Here is a 15371-nt window from a genome sequence, read left to right as displayed (position 1 = left end):
CCGTGACGGTTTGCGACCTCGTCATAACAGGGAAGTCCGTATCATGAAGAAGCTCGCCATCGCCACGATGATCGCCGCCATCGCACTCCCGCTCGCAGCCTGCGGCGGCAAGGGCGACGACAAGCTCGGCAGCCAGGTCGAGAAGGCCGCGGACAACCGCGCCGATGCGCTCGACGCCGCTGCCGATAACCTCGAGGACCAGGCCAAGGCAGTCCGCAAGGACGGCGACCGCCAGGCGGACGCGATCGACGATGCCGACGTGAACGCGCAGGCGATGCCGCAGGCGCAGAAGGACGCACTCGTCAACGGCAGCGAAAAGCTCCGCTGATAATCCAGGCGCACACTCGCGCCGGCGTCGGGACCGCCTTCCGGTAAACGCCGGGGGGCGGTTTCGACGTTTTGAATCGACCGGATCGAACCGGCAATACGACGACAGGGGACAGCGCAATGATCGACAGGCGTCGACTGGAAACAGGGGGCTTCATCACCTTCCTGGTGGCGATCACGATCGGGCTGTGCGTGGTCGTGTCGTCGTTCGCGGCGGCTCTGCTGTGGAGCGCGCTGGCCGCGATCCTGTTCCAGTCGCTCTACCAGTGGCTGCTCAAGCGCTGGCCGGAGCGGCGCAATCTCGCCGCCGCACTGACGCTGCTGATCATCTTCGTCGCGGTGATCATACCGACGCTGTTCATCGGCAGCCTCATGATCGACCAGTCCGCTTCGGTCTATGCCAAGCTGCAAAGCGGCCAGATCAACTTCGGCGCGTATTTCCAGCAGATCCACGACGCTTTGCCGAACCGCATCCAGGGTGCGCTCGACAAGGCGGGACTCAACAGCTTTGAGCAGGCGCAGTCGCGCGTGTCGAACATCCTCGGCAACAGCGTCCGCTCGATCGCGGGTCAGGCTTTGTCGATCGGTCGCAACGCGGCTTCGTTCCTGCTGTCGTTCGGCGTCGGGCTGTACGTGACGTTCTTCCTCCTCCGCGATGGCGACAAGGTCGGCCCGGCAATCCGCCGCGCGCTGCCGTTCGAGCATTCGGTTACGACAAAGCTGGTCGACAAGTTCGTCGCGGTGGTACGCGCGACGATCAAGGGATCGGTGATCGTCGGCCTCGTCCAGGGTGCGCTCGGGGGGCTGACATTCTGGATCGTCGGCGTGCCGGCGGCCTTGCTGTGGGGCTTGCTGATGGCGCTGACGTCGCTGCTGCCGGCGCTCGGGCCGGCAATCGTCTGGGTGCCGGTCGCGGTGTACCTGCTGGCGACGGGCGCGATCTGGCAGGGCGTGGTCGTGGTGGTCTCGGGCGTCGTGGTGATTGGTCTGGCGGACAACATCCTGCGGCCGATCCTGGTCGGACGTGACACGGGCATTCCGGATTACATCGTGCTGGTGACGACGCTGGGTGGGATCGAGGTCGTGGGGTTGAGTGGTATCGTCGTCGGCCCGTTGGTGGCCGCGTTGTTCCTGACGGCTTGGCAGATCTTGACCGAGCAGCGGCATGCGCAGGTTCTCCACCCCGTTCGTCCTGAGTAGCTGCTGAGCCTGTCGAAGCGGCGTATCGAAGGATGGGTTGGCGAGCGGAACGCGCCTTGTGCTCGATAACCCTCTCCCCTTGGGGAAAGGGAGGGGCCTGCACGGCGAAGCCGGGTGGGAGGGTGAGGGGGAGTGAGGCTCGGACCCTCTCCTCCAAAGCCCCTCACCCTTCCGTCGCCAAGCGGCTCCTCCCTCCCTCTCCCCGGCGGGGAGAGGGACTCGAAATTTAGCTCCAAAATGCAAAAAGCCTCCCGCGGACTGGTCCGCGGGAGGCTTTTTCGTATTCTAAAAGCGCGTCGCTATCAGGCGACGGCAGCCTTCAGCGCATCGACCAGATCGGTCTTTTCCCAGGTGAACGTGTCACCCTCGGGCTCACGACCGAAGTGGCCGTACGCCGCCGTCTTCTTGTAGATCGGTGCGTTCAGCTTCAGATGCTCGCGGATGCCCTTCGGCGTCAGGCGAACCAGCTTCGGCAGAACCGCCTCGAGCTTGGCTTCCTCGACCGTGCCGGTACCATGCGTGTCGACATACACCGACAGCGGCTCGGCAATCCCGATCGCATAGCTCAGCTGGATCGTGCAGCGACGCGCGAGACCGGCAGCAACGACGTTCTTCGCCAGATACCGTGCGACATACGCAGCCGAGCGATCGACCTTCGTCGGATCCTTGCCCGAGAATGCGCCGCCGCCATGCGGTGCCGCGCCGCCGTAGGTGTCGACGATGATCTTGCGCCCGGTCACGCCGGCGTCGCCGTCTGGGCCACCGATCTCGAACTGGCCGGTCGGGTTGATGTAGATCGCGGTCTCGTCGGTGATGAAACCGTCGGGCAGCACGTCCTTGAACACGCCCATGACATAGTCGCGCAGCACCGCGTATTTGGCGGGATCGGCGTTGTCGCCCTTCTCGCAATAGCCCGGTGCGTGCTGCGTCGAGACTACGAGAGCCGTCGCGCCGACCGGCACTTCGTTCTCGTACGACAGCGTGACCTGGCTCTTGGCGTCGGGCTCGAGGAACGGTGCCGCGCCCGAATGGCGATCCTCGGCCATCTTCGCGAGGATCTTGTGGCTGTAATACAGCGTCGCGGGCATCAGACCGGGGGTCTCGTCGGTCGCGTAGCCGAACATGATGCCCTGGTCGCCGGCGCCCTCGTCCTTGTTGCCGCTCTCGTCGACGCCCATCGCGATGTGCGCGGACTGGCCGTGGAGGTTGTTCTCGAAACGGAACGTCTCCCAGTGGAAGCCCGACTGCGCGTAGCCGATTTCCTTGACGGTGTTGCGGACGGCTGCCTCGATCTCCTTCAGCACGCCGTCGGCCCACTGGTCGTTCTCGTAGATGCCCTTGCCGCGGATTTCGCCGGCGAGGACGACGAGCTGCGTGGTCGTCAGCGTCTCGCAGGCGATGCGCGCCTGCGGGTCCTTGGCGAGGAACAGGTCGACGATCGTGTCGCTGATCTGGTCGGCGACCTTGTCGGGATGGCCTTCGGAGACCGATTCGGAGGTGAAGAGGAAGGATTTGCGCATGAGGGCCTCTTTGCCATGCTCTGAAGCGAGCGTCATATAAGGAAAGCTTTATATGACCCTAGCGGCGGCGGCGACGCAGGGCAACCGCCGTTGCGAGCAGGAGCGCGGCGACGATCGCCGCCATCGCGTTGCCGACGCGCGAGAACAGGGTCGGGGGCAGAGCGGACGGCATCGGCTGCTCGATCGCGCCGGCGGTCTCGTGTGGGACGGTCGCGACGAGGCGGCCATCGGCGGCGATGATCGCCGAGATACCTGTCGGCGTCGCGCGGAGGATCGGCAACCCTTCCTCGATCGCGCGCATCCGGGCTTGCGCGAGATGCTGCGGCGGGCCCCATTTGCCGAACCACGCGTCGTTCGAGGGATTGAAGAGGATGCGCGGCCTGTGGGTGCGGTCGACCACCTCGCCAGAGAAGATGATCTCGTAGCAGATCTGCATGCCGATCGAGCCGAAGCCGGGCAGCGTCAGGTTCGCCGGTCCCTTGCCCGAGGTGAAGTCGATATCGCCGGGCACGAGGCGCGCGAGGCCGAGCGGCTTCAGCAGCCACGGCATCGGTAGATATTCGCCGTACGGCACGAGATGCGCCTTGTCGTACCGCCCCCGCAGCCGCGCCTGGGCGTCGAGTGCGAACACCGAATTGGCAGCGCCGGAGATCTGGTCCCTGGCGTTGAACTCGAGCGCAGTGCCGCCGATCAGCAGGATGTCCTCGGGGCCCAGCAGGCGCGCCATGCGGCGGCGGAGGTAGAGCGGGCTCGACCAGCCATAGGCGTAGAACGGGTAGCCGTCCTCGACGTAATCGCGGACGACGCCTTCGGGCCAGACGACGAGGCGCGGGGTGGTGCCGCCCTGGCCGGACAGCTTTTCCAGCGCGGAAAGCACGCGTTCGCCATCGGTCTCGCTGCGATCTTCCTGGCCGATGTCGGGCTGGACCACGCGGACCAGCGGCGTGCCGGGGGCTGGCGGCGGCGCGTTGGTCCAGAGCGCGGATAGTGCGGCGAGGCCTAGCGCGGGAATGACGATCGCTGGCAGAGTCCAGCGGCGTACTGCAAGCATCAGCAGCGCGCCGGCGGCGACGATCGTTACGCCTGACAGCGCATAGGTCCCCATCCAGGCCGACAGCCGCGCGACGCCGATCGCCGGTAGCCACACGACGCCCAGCGGATCCCAGGCGTACCCGGTAAACAGTGTCGCGCGGAGCCACTCGGTGGCGATCCAGGCGGCGGCGAAGACCAGCACGAAAGTCGCGTCGGGGGTGCCGGGCCTCCGCGCGATCCGCCACGCGAGCGCGCCCGCGAGCATCGGGAACAGCGCGAGGTACAGCGCCAGCCCGACCGCTGCAAAATACCCCAGTACCGGCGGCATCGCGTCCTGGAAGTCGAACGCGTGCTGGAACCAGTTGTTGTTGACGGTGAAATGCCCAACCCCGAACAGCCAGCCGCGCCAGAGGACTCCGTGTAGGGTCGGCGCGTCATGGACGAGCTTCATCCACAGCCCGAATGCGACCAGCGTCAGTGGCCAGAAATCGAGCGGGGCGAACCCCGTTGCGGCGAGCGCGCCGAGGACGAGGCAGGCGAGGGCGGGGTAGCGGTTCACGCTCGCGCTATGGCGTGGCGGGGAAGGGGGGGCAATGTTTTCGGTGTTATGGGGCGGGGATGAGGAGCGCCTCCCGGCGTCTAGCACCACCCCGGCGAAGGCCGGGGCCCAATTGGAAAGGTCGCAGTAACGAAGCGCTCCCCTTCATTAGCTACGTCCCCCGATTGGGCCCCGGCCTTCGCCGGGGTGGTGCGGTATGGTTGGGTGAGGTGTGCCCTTCCAACCTTGTTTCCCCGCGAAGGCGGGGACCCAGACTGGGCTCCCGCCTTCGCGGGGAAACAAGGCGAGCCGGTAACGCACGCGAAAAGGGTGACGAACCGGATCGACCAACCTATCTTCCCTAGATGACCCTACGCCCCTTCCACCTGGCCTTCCCGGTCCACGACCTCGACGCCGCCCGCACCTTCTACGGCGCCACCCTCGGCTGCCCGGAAGGCCGCTCCAGCGACCACTGGATCGATTTCGACCTGTTCGGTCACCAGATCGTCGCCCATCTCGATCCTTCGGCAAAACCAGTCGCGGTCGAGAACGCGGTCGATGGTCACGCCGTGCCCGTGCCGCATTTCGGCGTCGTGCTGACGATGGACGACTGGACCACGCTGTCGGAACGCGTCACCGCCGCTGGCGTAACATTCGGCATCGCGCCCTATGTTCGCTTCAAGGGCCAGCCCGGCGAGCAGGCGACGATGTTCTTTCTCGATCCGTCGGGCAACGCGCTCGAGTTCAAGGCGTTTGCCAACGACGACATGCTTTTCGCGACTTAAGGAATCTCCATGGGCACTCCCATCACCGTCGACGTCCCCCATCAGCTCGGCAAGGCGGCAGTTCGCGCGCGGCTCGACGGCAGCATCGACAAGATCGGCGCGAACATCCCCGGGGGGGCGGTGACCGATCATCGTTGGGACGGCGACACGCTGCACTTCACCGTCAAGGCGATGGGGCAGACGATCGCCAGCGCGGTCACCGTGTTCGAGACCAACGTCCACGCGGTCGTCGACCTGCCCGGCATCCTCGGCCTGTTCGCGAGCAAGGTGCAGGACATGATCCGCAAGGAAGCGCCGAAGCTGCTGCGCTGACGCGAAGGCGCCGATCGACCGTCAGGCCGTCGGCGCGCGCGCGTAAAGATCGAATGCGGCCTTGGCGCCGGCGATCGCATTGGCAACCCAGGCGTCGTCGGCAGGCTGCGCATCGATCGCCGCAAGCAATTCGCGCCACTCGCCGGGCAGGTGCTTGGCACCGAGATACGCCGACGGCATGCCTGCGGGCACCGACCGCGACAGCATGATGCCGCCGAGCCGCGACCCCTCGACCACGTACATCGCGCCCCATCCAGCCGCTGCGCTCGGTAAGGCGTCGAACGTCATCGGCGTGGGCATCGGCTCGCCCAGCGCCTTGAGATCGGCGGCAAGTAGATCGGCCCGGTCGCGAAACGCAGGCAGGCGGGGAATAGTCCGCAACCACGCCTCTACCGCGGGCAACGCCCTGGCATGCGCGATCAGGAACGCGCGGTAATCGGTCGCTTCGGTCAGGTCGTAGCGGCCGAACCCGGCATCGACGGCGTTGTGATCGTTCGCGGTCGCCGCACGCAGTCGCGCGACCGTCGAAGGAGTCTTGGTCAACAGCACCGCCCTCCGCCCTTGCTGCCGTAGCGCGCCTCCTGCCGATCGCGGAAGAACGCGCGCTCGTCCATCGGCGCGTGGTCCGGATGCCGCTCCGCCATGTGCTGGCAATACGCCGTGTAGGACGGCACGCCGACCATCAGCAGCGCCGTCTCGCGCGCCTTCGCGTAGAGCGCGCGGATCATTCCGCGGCCACCAGCTGCGGCGGGACTTCGGTCACCGTCGGCCGGTCGATCTTAAGCGCGGCCAGACACGTACGGATGCCGAAGACCACGATCGACAGCACCACTGCGAGGAAGAGCGCGCACAGGGCGGCGTCGATCCGGTCGTTGAGCACGATCCGCTGCATCTCCGCCATCGTCTTGGCCGGCGCGAGCAGTTCGCCGCGCGCCGCTGCGTCGGCAAATTTCGAGGCATGCGCGAGGAAGCCGACCTTCGGATCGCTCGCGAACAGCTTCATCAGCCCGGCAGTGATCGTGCACAGGCACAACCACGCAGCGGGCAGGATCGTCACCCACGCGTAACGCTGGCGCTTCATTCGGAACAGCACCACGGTAGCCAGCACCAGCGCGACCGCGGCGAGCATCTGGTTCGAGATCCCGAACAACGGCCAGAGCGTATTCACGCCGCCGAGCGGATCGGTGACGCCCTGATACAGGAAGAAGCCCCAGGCAACGACACACAGCGCCGTCGCGATCAGCCCCGGCACGATCGCCGAGGCATTGCGGAACGACGGCACCGCGAGCCCGATCAGATCCTGCAGCATGAACCGCCCGGCGCGCGTCCCCGCATCGACCGCGGTGAGGATGAACAGCGCCTCGAACAGGATCGCGAAATGGTACCAGAAGGCCTTCATCGCCTGTCCACCGACGAGGTGGCTGAAGATCTCCGACATCGCTACCGCCAGCGTCGGCGCGCCGCCCGTCCGTGAGACGATCGTGGTCTCGCCGACGTCCTTCGCGGTCTGCGCGAGCAGTTCGGGCGTGATCGGGAAGCCCATCGCGGTGACCGCGGTCGCGGCGGACGCGAAGTCGGTGCCGACCACCGCCGCCGGGCTGTTCATCGCGAAATACACGCCGGGATCGAGGATCGACGCGCCGACCAGCGCCATGATCGCGACGAAGCTCTCCATCAGCATCGCGCCGTAGCCGATGAACTGCGCGTCGCCTTCGCTGGCGATCAGCTTGGGCGTGGTGCCGCTGGCGATCAGCGCGTGGAAACCCGACACCGCGCCGCACGCGATGGTGATGAACAGGAATGGGAAGAGCCCGCCCGACCACACCGGCCCGCTGCCGTCGATGAACGGGGTCAGCGCGGGCATCCGCAGCGGCGGCGCGACGACGGCGATGCCGATCGCCAGCGCGACGATCGCGCCGATCTTGAGGAAGGTCGAGAGGTAATCGCGCGGCGCGAGCAGCAGCCACACGGGGAGGACGGACGCGACCGCGCCGTAGCCGACCATCAGCACGCAGAGCTGGACCGGAGTCAGCGTGAACAGCGGTGCGAGCGTCGGCGAGGCGGCGACGGTGCCGCCATAGACGATCGCGGCGAGCAGCCCGATCACGCCGAGCACGGAGACTTCGCCGACCTTACCGGGGCGGATCCAGCGGGTGTAGATACCCATCAGGAACGCCAGCGGGATCGTCGCCGCGACCGTGAACAGCCCCCACGGGCTGCCCGCCAGCGCGCGCACCACGATCAGCGCGAGCACGGCGAGGATGATGACCATGATCGCGAACGCACCGATCAGCGCGATCACGCCCGGGACCGCGCCCATCTCCATGCGGATCAGTTCGCCGAGCGACCGCCCGTCGCGGCGCATCGAGATGAACAGGATCATGAAATCCTGCACCGCGCCTGCGAGCACGACGCCGGCGAGGATCCAGAGCGTGCCGGGGAGATAGCCCATCTGCGCGGCGAGCACTGGCCCCACGAGCGGCCCGGCGCCGGCGATGGCGGCGAAATGGTGGCCGAACAGGACGTTGCGATCGGTCGCGACGTAGTCGAGGCCGTCGGCGCGGCGGAGCGCCGGGGTTGGGCGGCTCGGGTCGAGCTTCAGGACGTGGCGGGCAATATACCTCGCGTAGAAGCGGTACGCGATCAGCTGGACGGAGACCGCTGCAGTGACGATCCACAGCGCGTTGACATGCTCGCCGCGCTCGAACGCGACGACCGCGAGCGCGCAGGCTGCGAGCAGGGCGAGGGCGCCCCAACCGATCTTCTCGCGTAATGTCATTGCGTTCGCCCTCCCGCGCGGTCCGTCTGCGCGGCATCGCGTATTCGGGCGGCGAGCGCTAGCCCCGATGCAGGTACTAACGCCTGCACAGTACCACCCCGGCGAAGGCCGGGGCCCAGTTGGAAAGGTCGCGGTAACGAGGCGGGAGCGTAGTCATCGCCGTCCCCCAACTGGGCCCCGGCCTCCGCCGGGGTGGTGTCGCTGGTTGGATAAGGGACACGCTGCCCGATCAACGGGACTCGCTCGGAGCCGGCGGGATGAAAGACCTGCATCACACCTCTCTTCCGTCACCCCGGCGGAGGCCGGGGCCCACCGTTCCGCATACCCCACGGGCCGCGAGCATGCGGAACGGTGGATGCCGGAACGAGCCCGGCATGACGGGGTAGGGGGGGGGCGCTCTTTGGTATCCAACTTGAACGCTGTGCTGGTGCGAGGAAGACACGACCTACACCAAGCCCGTTCCCCCACGGACGCGGGGGCCAGCTAAGTACCGTAGCGCACCGGTGCCCTGGACCCCCGCCTTCGCGGGGGAACAGTTGGGGCGCGCACCGCTTTCCCCATCACAGGGCTTCATCTGCATGGCAGCGACCGGCAAGCCGCGCGCGCCGCCGGTTCAAGCTCCCAAATTCAAACCTGCGAGTGATGCCCCTTCAGCTCATCCCCGACGATCCGAACCACATGCAGCACGTTCGTCGACCCAGGCGTTCGGAACGGCACGCCCGCGAGCACGATAACCCGGTCGCCGGCCTTGGCGATCCCGTGACGCAACGCCATCCGCTTCGACTTAGCGACCATGTCCTCGAACGACTCGACGTCGCGCGTGTGGACCGCATGCGTGCCCCACAGCAGCCCGAGCCGCCGCGACGTTTCCTGGCTCGGCGTCAGTACCAGCAACGGCACAGAAGGCCGCTCGCGCGCGATCCGGCGTGCGGTCGAGCCCGAGGTCGTGAAGCAAATGATCGCCACCGCCGACACCGTCGCGGCGATGTTCTTCGCCGCCTCGGCCAGCGCATCCGCGGTCGTCGGGTCGGGCTTCATCACGGTGAAGTGCATGCGGTCGCCGTGCTCGGGATCGGCCTCGACCGATACGCCGATCGCATCCATCATCGCCACCGATTCGACCGGCCACGCGCCCGCCGCGCTTTCGGCCGACAACATGATCGCGTCGGCGCCGTCATATACCGCGGTCGCCACGTCGGACACTTCGGCGCGCGTCGGCGAGGGCGACGTGATCATCGATTCGAGCATCTGCGTCGCGACCACCACCGGGCGGCCCATCCGGCGCGAGACCTCGACGATGCGCTTCTGCAGCGGCGGGACCTGCTGCGGCGGCAGTTCGACGCCGAGATCGCCGCGCGCGACCATCACGCCGTCGCAGGCCTCGACGATCTCCTCCAGCCGCTCGATCGCCGCCGGCTTTTCGATCTTCGCCATCAGCGCCGCCTTGCCGCCGATCAGCTTGCGCGCTTCCCACAGATCTTCCGGGCGCTGGACGAACGACAGTGCGATCCAGTCGACGCCCTGGTCGACCGCGAAGTCGAGGTCGCTGCGGTCCTTCTCGGTCAGCGCGGCCATCGGCAGCACGACGTCGGGTACGTTCAGCCCCTTGCTGTTCGACAAGGCGCCGCCGACCTCGACCCGTGTCGTGATCTGGCGCGGGCTATGCGACACGACGCGCAGCACGAGCTTGCCGTCGTCGAGCAGCAGGCGGGCGCCCGGCTCGATCGCCGCGAAGATCTCGTCGTGTGGCAGTTCCACCCGCGTTGCGTCGCCCGGCGTCGGATCGCGGTCGAGCACGAAGGTCGAGCCGGTCTCGAGCACGGTCCGTCCGCCTTCGAACTTGCCGACGCGCAGCTTCGGGCCCTGCAGATCGGCGAGGATGGTCGAGGGGCGACCAAATTCCTTTTCGAGCGCGCGAATCGCCTGGATCACCGCGATCTTGGACTGCTGGTCGCCGTGACTCATGTTAACGCGGAAGGCGTCTGCGCCGGTACGGAAGAGCGTCGCGATCATCTCGGGCGTGCTGCTAGCGGGGCCGAGCGTCGCGAGGATGCGGACTTTCCGCGAACGGGGGGCGATGGCCATGGTCATGCGTTGCGTCTTCCTCGGCGTTTCCTGGGGGAGGTCTTTGCCGCGACGGGCCTTAAACCCTATCTCCGCGGGATCAACCACGGAGCATAAGAATGAATCCCGAAACCGACTCGCTCGATGCACTCGACGATGCCGTAGCGGCACGGGCCTTTCGCCGCCTGATCCGCCACCTTCGCCACCGTGAGGATGCGCAGAACGTCGACCTGATGGGCCTAGCCGGTTTCTGCCGCAACTGCCTGTCGGACTGGGTCGAAGAGGCGGGCGGCATGTCGAAGGATGCGGCGCGGGAAACGGTGTACGGGATGCCGTACGCGGAGTGGAAGGCGCACCACCAAGGCGACGCGACGCCTGAGCAGTTGGAACGGATGAAGGCGAGCGTCGCGAAGAACGCGGTGATTTGAGAACGTCTGCAATTGATTCGCGACGATCCCCCGCAGGGTCGCTTGAGCCGAACACGGTAAACGCCTAGACGCAGGCCCGCACCCAATTCGGCATGATTCAGGACGTCTCCGGACGGCGATCACCGATGCAGGCTTGTATCTCGATTGGCTTTTGACCGGCGCGTGGGCGTCGGCGAGTGGGGAATTTTCTATGTCTGACGAACGGCAACACGGCATGGGCGGCGGCGCGGTCGCAGCGGACGAACTGCGCCTGCTGATCGAGCGCGCCGAGCGTCTCGAGGAAGAGAAGAAGGGTATCTCGGACGACATCAAGGACGTGATGGCCGAAGCCAAGGGCCGCGGCTACGACCCCAAGGCCATCCGGAAGATCCTGTCGATCCGGAAGAAGAAGAAGGAAGAATATCAGGAGGAGGAAGCGATCCTCGAAGTGTATCTCCAGGCGTTGGGGATGATCTGAGGATTCCTGATCTCGCGCGGTGCCTCCCCCGATATGGTGTCGGGTCGCGAGGGGGCACCGCGTTAACCCGCTCGATGTACCGGTAGAGAATGCTTCTCCCGATCGTTGCGGCGTCCGTCCTGTTCCTGATCATCAACATGATCACCGTCACCGCGTTCGCGATCGACAAACGGCGATCGTCGACCGGCGCGTGGCGAGTCCCCGAGTCCCGCTTGCTTTGGTTCGCGGCACTCGGCGGTAGCCCCGGTGCGTTCTGGGCGCGAGGTCGCTACCGGCACAAGACACGGAAGCAACCGTTCGTTGGCCGGCTCCAGCTCATCGCGATGGTACAAGTCGGCGTCGTCGCAGGTCTCGCCATCGCTTTCGCATTCTATTTTGAGCAACTTGTATCGTTATTGCTGCACCTGAAGCTTGGGTGTATTGCTGTTGTGCAACATTGCATCGGGGGCAAGCATGCTGGTATTTCTGGGAATTGCGGCGGCATTGGTCAGTGCTCCCGTCGCGGCGCAATCGATCGAGACCGAGGCGCATCGCCTCGCGCAGCGGGCGGAGGCGTTCGTTCAGGTCCGCAACCAGTTCGATCAGGCGGCAATGATCGCAATGATGGCGCCCGAATACCAGGAAGTATCGCCCGTCGGTGAGGTAGATTCCCGCGAGCGCGTGATCGGGTTCTATGCGCCCGACAAGAAGAAGCCCGCGCCGCCGATGACGATCACCGAAACGGTCGCGCGACCGGCGGGGGCACTCGGTGTCGTCACGATGCGGATCGCCTATGCGGTACCCGGCAAGGACGGCCAGCCACAGTCACGCGCGCTGCGCGCCGGCTTCGTCGCGCGACGGATCGGCAAGGAGTGGCGCTTCGTATCGGCGCAGTTCACGCCGATCCGCTAGGCGGCTTCCGCTGGTAGCGTCGTCCAGCCGAGGCCGGGGATCGTGATCGAGCGCTTGCCGGCGAGATCGGTGCGGCAGACGATCAACTCTCGGCTTTCGATATAGCCGATCAGGCGCTTCACACGGCCAAGCGAACTCGTACCATACGTCGCTGCGATGCGCGCGTCCGACGGGCAGGGCTCGCCTTCACGTGCCGCGCGGGCCACCAAAAGGAACGCGCCGAGCATGTCGTCGGGGAGGCCGCTCGCAACGTCGAGCGCCGCCGTCCATGCCTCGTCGGTCATGTCGAAGATGCCGGCGCGGGCGCAGCTTAACCGGCGCACGAAGCCGGGGAGGTCGAGCGGTGGTTTGGCGAGGCCCCCCATTCGGCAGCGCACCTGGAAATCCTGGAACAGTACCGACGGAGGCCGGAGCGTCGATTCCGGATCCTCGACGATCGCGCGGAAGACGTCGGCGTAGACCGCCTCGACCTCATCGTCGGTCTTTTCGGGCGGCGGCGGTGCGGCGGTGCGCGGCTCGGGCGGGCGGGCGATGCCGTCGAGCAGTTCCTCCGCCGGCACGCGACGCGGCCGCGAATCGAACAGCAGACCGAGTTCGGGGGCGTCGACCACCGGCTCTGACAGCAGGTCCTGCAAATCCATCGGCGCGGCGCTGGGGAGGGGGGTGAGCTTCGGGCTGCCGCTGCGGGCGGACGTGGCGACGTCGCCGATTTTTACCGTGATCGGCCGGCGCGACACTGCCGGGCCGAGCGCCATGAACGTGCCGCGCTGAAGATCGCGAATCGCTTCGGCCTGGCGGCGCTCCATGCCGAGCAGGTCGGCGGCGCGCGCCATGTCGATGTCGAGGAAGGTGCGGCCCATCAGGAAGTTCGACGCCTCCGCCGCGACGTTCTTCGCCAGTTTCGCCAGCCGCTGCGTCGCGATGACGCCGGCGAGGCCGCGTTTACGCCCGCGGCACATCAGGTTGGTCATCGCCGCCAGCGACGCCCGACGAACCTCTTCAGACACTTCGCCCCCGGTGACGGGCGCGAACATCTGCGCTTCGTCGACCACGACCAGCACCGGATACCAATGCTCGCGCGGCGCATCGAACAGCGCGGACAGGAACGACGCGGCGCAGCGCATCTGGCCCTCGACCTCGAGCCCTTCGAGGCTGAGCACCGCAGACGTCCGGTGTTCGCGCAGCCGCGTCGCGATCCGCGAAATCTCGCGTTCGCTATAGTCGCCGGCCTCGATCACGACGTGCCCGTGCGGCCCGGCGAGCGTCACAAAGTCGCCCTCAGGGTCGATCACGATCTGCTGGACGTGGCCCGCCGATCGCTCGAGCAGGCGGCGCAGCAGATGCGATTTTCCCGAGCCCGAATTGCCCTGCACCAACAGGCGGGTGGCGAGTAGTTCCTCCAGGTCGACGCCGACAGCAGTACCATTGCCGTCGGTGCCCATATTCACGCTAACCGTCATGCCGCGCGTTTGGCAGGTGCGGGCGCATGGGAGCAAGGAGTCTTTGTGGCTTCCGTCGCAAGTACCCCGTGACCCCGGACCTGTTCCGGGGGCCACGGTCCCGCATCGTCAACCGTCGGCGAGTTTGCGGAACGGTGGATGCCGGAACGAGCCCGGCATGACGGAAGGCTGGAATTATCCGCAATCCCGGTTAGGGCGGAGCGATGGCCACACACTCCCCGCTCGCCGACCTCTCGCAACGGCTGCTCGGCAAGGCGCCGGGCGAACTCGACGACGAGGAGCGCCGCGTCCTCGCGGGGATCGAGGCGGGTACTACCGTAAGCCGCGACGCCGCGGACGTATCGGACGAGCGCTCCAGCTACGGTGACAGGCTCGCCGACAGGGTCGCCGCGGTCGGTGGGTCCTGGGGGTTCATCATCGCCTTTGCGGTGATCCTGTTCGGCTGGATGATCCTAAATTCGGACATACTCGGCCATTTCGGGATGGCGTTCGATCCCTATCCGTACATCTTCCTCAACCTGATGCTGTCGACGCTCGCAGCGATCCAGGCGCCGGTGATCATGATGAGCCAGAACCGGCAATCGGCGAAGGATCGCTTGGCCGCGAGCCTCGACTACGAGACCAACCTGCGCGCCGAACTCGACATCCTGCGCGTGCATCACAAGATCGATCACTTGGTGCTGGCCCGGCTCGACGCGATCGAAGCCAAGATCGACGGTCTGGCGAAATCCGCGCCTGACGCCTAAGAGCGGGGCCATCAGCTAAAGAGGCACCGATGGCAGGCCATTCCAAATACAAGAATATCATGTACCGCAAGGGCGCGCAGGACAAGAAGCGCTCGTCGGCGTTCAGCAAGCTCAGCCGCGAGATCACGGTCGCGGCCAAGATGGGCCTGCCCGACGTCGACATGAACCCGCGCCTGCGTGCGGCGGTCAACGCGGCCAAGGCGGCGTCGCTGCCGAAGGAAAACATCCAGCGCTCGATCGACAAGGCGAGCCGCGGCGATGCCGAGAATTACGAGGAAATCCGCTATGAGGGCTTCGGTCCCGGCGGCGTGTCGCTGATCATCGAGGCGCTGACCGACAACCGCAACCGCACCGCGACCAACGTGCGCGTCGCGGTCGGCAAGAACGGCGGCAACCTCGGCGCGGGCGGTTCGGTCAGCCACGCGTTCGACCGCGTCGGGCTGATCTCGTATCCGGCGAGCGCGGGCGATGCCGACACGGTGTTCGAAGCCGCGCTCGAAGCGGGCGCGGAAGACGTCACGTCGAGCGAGGACGGCCACGAGGTCTGGACCGCGCAGGGCGACCTGCACGAGGTAGCCAAGGCTTTGGAAGCCAAGCTCGGCGAGGCCGAAGGCGCCAAGCTCGCCTGGCGCCCGCAGGTCATGGTCGCGGTCGGTGCGGACGATGCGGCGACGCTGTTCAAGCTGATCGACGCGCTCGACGACGACGACGACGTGCAGACGGTGTGGGGCAATTACGAAATCTCCGACGAGATCATGGAGTCGCTGGGTTGAGATGAAGAAGGTGGGTTCACGCGGAGACGCGGAGACGCGGAGATTTGCGCCGTGTGGAT

The 15371-nt window shown here is 66.6% G+C and carries 16 protein-coding genes and 1 pseudogene; 10 read left to right on the top strand and 7 right to left on the bottom strand.

What is annotated here, in order from left to right; translation table 11 throughout:
- Positions 1–43: 43 nt before the first annotated feature.
- Together AC3D24_RS10485 and AC3D24_RS10480 are read left to right on the top strand one after the other, a co-directional pair.
- The gene (locus AC3D24_RS10485) at positions 44–328 is read left to right on the top strand and encodes a hypothetical protein (protein WP_489030419.1); all 285 of its coding nucleotides are present in this window, start codon (positions 44–46) and stop codon (positions 326–328) included.
- A 119-nt stretch (positions 329–447) separates the two neighbouring features.
- Positions 448–1527, top strand: a complete 1080-nt coding sequence (locus AC3D24_RS10480; protein ID WP_489030417.1) for an AI-2E family transporter — start codon at positions 448–450, stop codon at positions 1525–1527.
- Positions 1528–1829: 302 nt separating this feature from the next.
- Here the strand turns inward: AC3D24_RS10480 and metK are convergent, their stop codons facing one another.
- Both metK and lnt read right to left on the bottom strand, forming a co-directional pair.
- Positions 1830–3047 carry a methionine adenosyltransferase gene (gene metK, locus AC3D24_RS10475; RefSeq protein ID WP_489030415.1) on the bottom strand — a complete coding sequence of 406 codons (1218 nt, stop codon included), beginning with the start codon at positions 3045–3047 and terminating at the stop codon, positions 1830–1832.
- 58 nt (positions 3048–3105) lie between these two features.
- Positions 3106–4638 (bottom strand): apolipoprotein N-acyltransferase, encoded by a 1533-nt coding sequence (lnt, locus tag AC3D24_RS10470; RefSeq protein WP_489030413.1) that lies wholly within the window; start codon positions 4636–4638, stop codon positions 3106–3108.
- A gap of 344 nt (positions 4639–4982) precedes the next feature.
- On the opposite strand from lnt, the gene AC3D24_RS10465 reads away from it, so the two are divergent.
- Positions 4983–5402, top strand: coding sequence for a VOC family protein (locus AC3D24_RS10465; RefSeq protein ID WP_489030411.1), 420 nt, complete (start codon positions 4983–4985; stop codon positions 5400–5402).
- Between the two features lie 9 nt (positions 5403–5411).
- On the top strand, positions 5412–5714 hold the full coding sequence (locus AC3D24_RS10460) for a polyhydroxyalkanoic acid system family protein (RefSeq protein ID WP_489030409.1): 303 nt from the start codon (positions 5412–5414) through the stop codon (positions 5712–5714).
- A gap of 21 nt (positions 5715–5735) precedes the next feature.
- Here AC3D24_RS10460 and AC3D24_RS10455 read toward each other — a convergent pair whose 3' ends face one another.
- The 4 genes from AC3D24_RS10455 to pyk all read right to left on the bottom strand — a co-directional run bounded on the left by AC3D24_RS10455 (position 5736) and on the right by pyk (position 10584).
- On the bottom strand, positions 5736–6257 hold the full coding sequence (locus AC3D24_RS10455; protein ID WP_489030407.1) for a biliverdin-producing heme oxygenase: 522 nt from the start codon (positions 6255–6257) through the stop codon (positions 5736–5738).
- The gene (locus AC3D24_RS10450; protein ID WP_489030405.1) at positions 6254–6442 is read right to left on the bottom strand and encodes a YbdD/YjiX family protein; all 189 of its coding nucleotides are present in this window, start codon (positions 6440–6442) and stop codon (positions 6254–6256) included. Before AC3D24_RS10450 ends, AC3D24_RS10455 begins: the two co-directional genes overlap by 4 nt.
- Positions 6439–8493 (bottom strand): carbon starvation CstA family protein, encoded by a 2055-nt coding sequence (locus AC3D24_RS10445; protein ID WP_489030403.1) that lies wholly within the window; start codon positions 8491–8493, stop codon positions 6439–6441. The genes AC3D24_RS10450 and AC3D24_RS10445 overlap by 4 nt, the downstream gene beginning before the upstream one ends.
- 627 nt (positions 8494–9120) lie before the next feature.
- Entirely contained in the window at positions 9121–10584 is a 1464-nt protein-coding gene (gene pyk / locus AC3D24_RS10440) for a pyruvate kinase (protein WP_489030401.1), read from the bottom strand.
- 92 nt (positions 10585–10676) lie between these two features.
- Here pyk and AC3D24_RS10435 point away from each other — a divergent pair, with 92 nt between their 5' ends.
- The 4 genes and pseudogenes from AC3D24_RS10435 to AC3D24_RS10420 all read left to right on the top strand — a co-directional run bounded on the left by AC3D24_RS10435 (position 10677) and on the right by AC3D24_RS10420 (position 12333).
- Complete coding sequence (locus AC3D24_RS10435) at positions 10677–10985, top strand: DUF1244 domain-containing protein (protein WP_489030399.1); 309 nt, start codon at positions 10677–10679, stop codon at positions 10983–10985.
- A gap of 214 nt (positions 10986–11199) precedes the next feature.
- Positions 11200–11442 carry a DUF2312 domain-containing protein gene (locus AC3D24_RS10430; protein WP_197942503.1) on the top strand — a complete coding sequence of 81 codons (243 nt, stop codon included), beginning with the start codon at positions 11200–11202 and terminating at the stop codon, positions 11440–11442.
- A gap of 89 nt (positions 11443–11531) precedes the next feature.
- Positions 11532–11729: pseudogene (locus AC3D24_RS10425) on the top strand (DUF1294 domain-containing protein); the annotation flags it as partial.
- Positions 11730–11895: 166 nt separating this feature from the next.
- The gene (locus AC3D24_RS10420) at positions 11896–12333 is read left to right on the top strand and encodes a nuclear transport factor 2 family protein (protein ID WP_489030397.1); all 438 of its coding nucleotides are present in this window, start codon (positions 11896–11898) and stop codon (positions 12331–12333) included.
- Here AC3D24_RS10420 and AC3D24_RS10415 read toward each other — a convergent pair.
- Entirely contained in the window at positions 12330–13793 is a 1464-nt protein-coding gene (locus AC3D24_RS10415) for a helicase HerA domain-containing protein (protein ID WP_489030395.1), read from the bottom strand. The genes AC3D24_RS10420 and AC3D24_RS10415 overlap by 4 nt on opposite strands.
- Before the next feature lie 203 nt (positions 13794–13996).
- Between AC3D24_RS10415 and AC3D24_RS10410 the strand changes: the two genes are divergently transcribed.
- Complete coding sequence (locus AC3D24_RS10410; protein ID WP_489030393.1) at positions 13997–14539, top strand: DUF1003 domain-containing protein; 543 nt, start codon at positions 13997–13999, stop codon at positions 14537–14539.
- Positions 14540–14568: 29 nt separating this feature from the next.
- Positions 14569–15312 carry a YebC/PmpR family DNA-binding transcriptional regulator gene (locus AC3D24_RS10405; protein ID WP_056477859.1) on the top strand — a complete coding sequence of 248 codons (744 nt, stop codon included), beginning with the start codon at positions 14569–14571 and terminating at the stop codon, positions 15310–15312.
- Positions 15313–15371 lie beyond the last annotated feature (59 nt).

Source organism: Sphingomonas sp. SL1004 (genome assembly GCF_057815015.1).
This window is presented reverse-complemented; position numbering and strand designations above follow the sequence as displayed.

Excerpts from the sequence above, each read along its gene's own strand:
- AC3D24_RS10450 (WP_489030405.1), bottom strand. The coding sequence starts at position 6,442 with ATGATCCGCGCGCTCTACGCGAAGGCGCGCGAGACGGCGCTGCTGATG.
- AC3D24_RS10445 (WP_489030403.1), bottom strand. The coding sequence starts at position 8,493 with ATGACATTACGCGAGAAGATCGGTTGGGGCGCCCTCGCCCTGCTCGCA.
- AC3D24_RS10465 (WP_489030411.1), top strand. The coding sequence starts at position 4,983 with ATGACCCTACGCCCCTTCCACCTGGCCTTCCCGGTCCACGACCTCGAC.
- AC3D24_RS10405 (WP_056477859.1), top strand. The coding sequence starts at position 14,569 with ATGGCAGGCCATTCCAAATACAAGAATATCATGTACCGCAAGGGCGCG.
- AC3D24_RS10415 (WP_489030395.1), bottom strand. The coding sequence starts at position 13,793 with ATGACGGTTAGCGTGAATATGGGCACCGACGGCAATGGTACTGCTGTC.
- AC3D24_RS10480 (WP_489030417.1), top strand. The coding sequence starts at position 448 with ATGATCGACAGGCGTCGACTGGAAACAGGGGGCTTCATCACCTTCCTG.
- pyk (WP_489030401.1), bottom strand. The coding sequence starts at position 10,584 with ATGACCATGGCCATCGCCCCCCGTTCGCGGAAAGTCCGCATCCTCGCG.
- AC3D24_RS10485 (WP_489030419.1), top strand. The coding sequence starts at position 44 with ATGAAGAAGCTCGCCATCGCCACGATGATCGCCGCCATCGCACTCCCG.
- AC3D24_RS10435 (WP_489030399.1), top strand. The coding sequence starts at position 10,677 with ATGAATCCCGAAACCGACTCGCTCGATGCACTCGACGATGCCGTAGCG.
- AC3D24_RS10420 (WP_489030397.1), top strand. The coding sequence starts at position 11,896 with ATGCTGGTATTTCTGGGAATTGCGGCGGCATTGGTCAGTGCTCCCGTC.
- AC3D24_RS10460 (WP_489030409.1), top strand. The coding sequence starts at position 5,412 with ATGGGCACTCCCATCACCGTCGACGTCCCCCATCAGCTCGGCAAGGCG.
- AC3D24_RS10410 (WP_489030393.1), top strand. The coding sequence starts at position 13,997 with ATGGCCACACACTCCCCGCTCGCCGACCTCTCGCAACGGCTGCTCGGC.
- AC3D24_RS10430 (WP_197942503.1), top strand. The coding sequence starts at position 11,200 with ATGGGCGGCGGCGCGGTCGCAGCGGACGAACTGCGCCTGCTGATCGAG.
- metK (WP_489030415.1), bottom strand. The coding sequence starts at position 3,047 with ATGCGCAAATCCTTCCTCTTCACCTCCGAATCGGTCTCCGAAGGCCAT.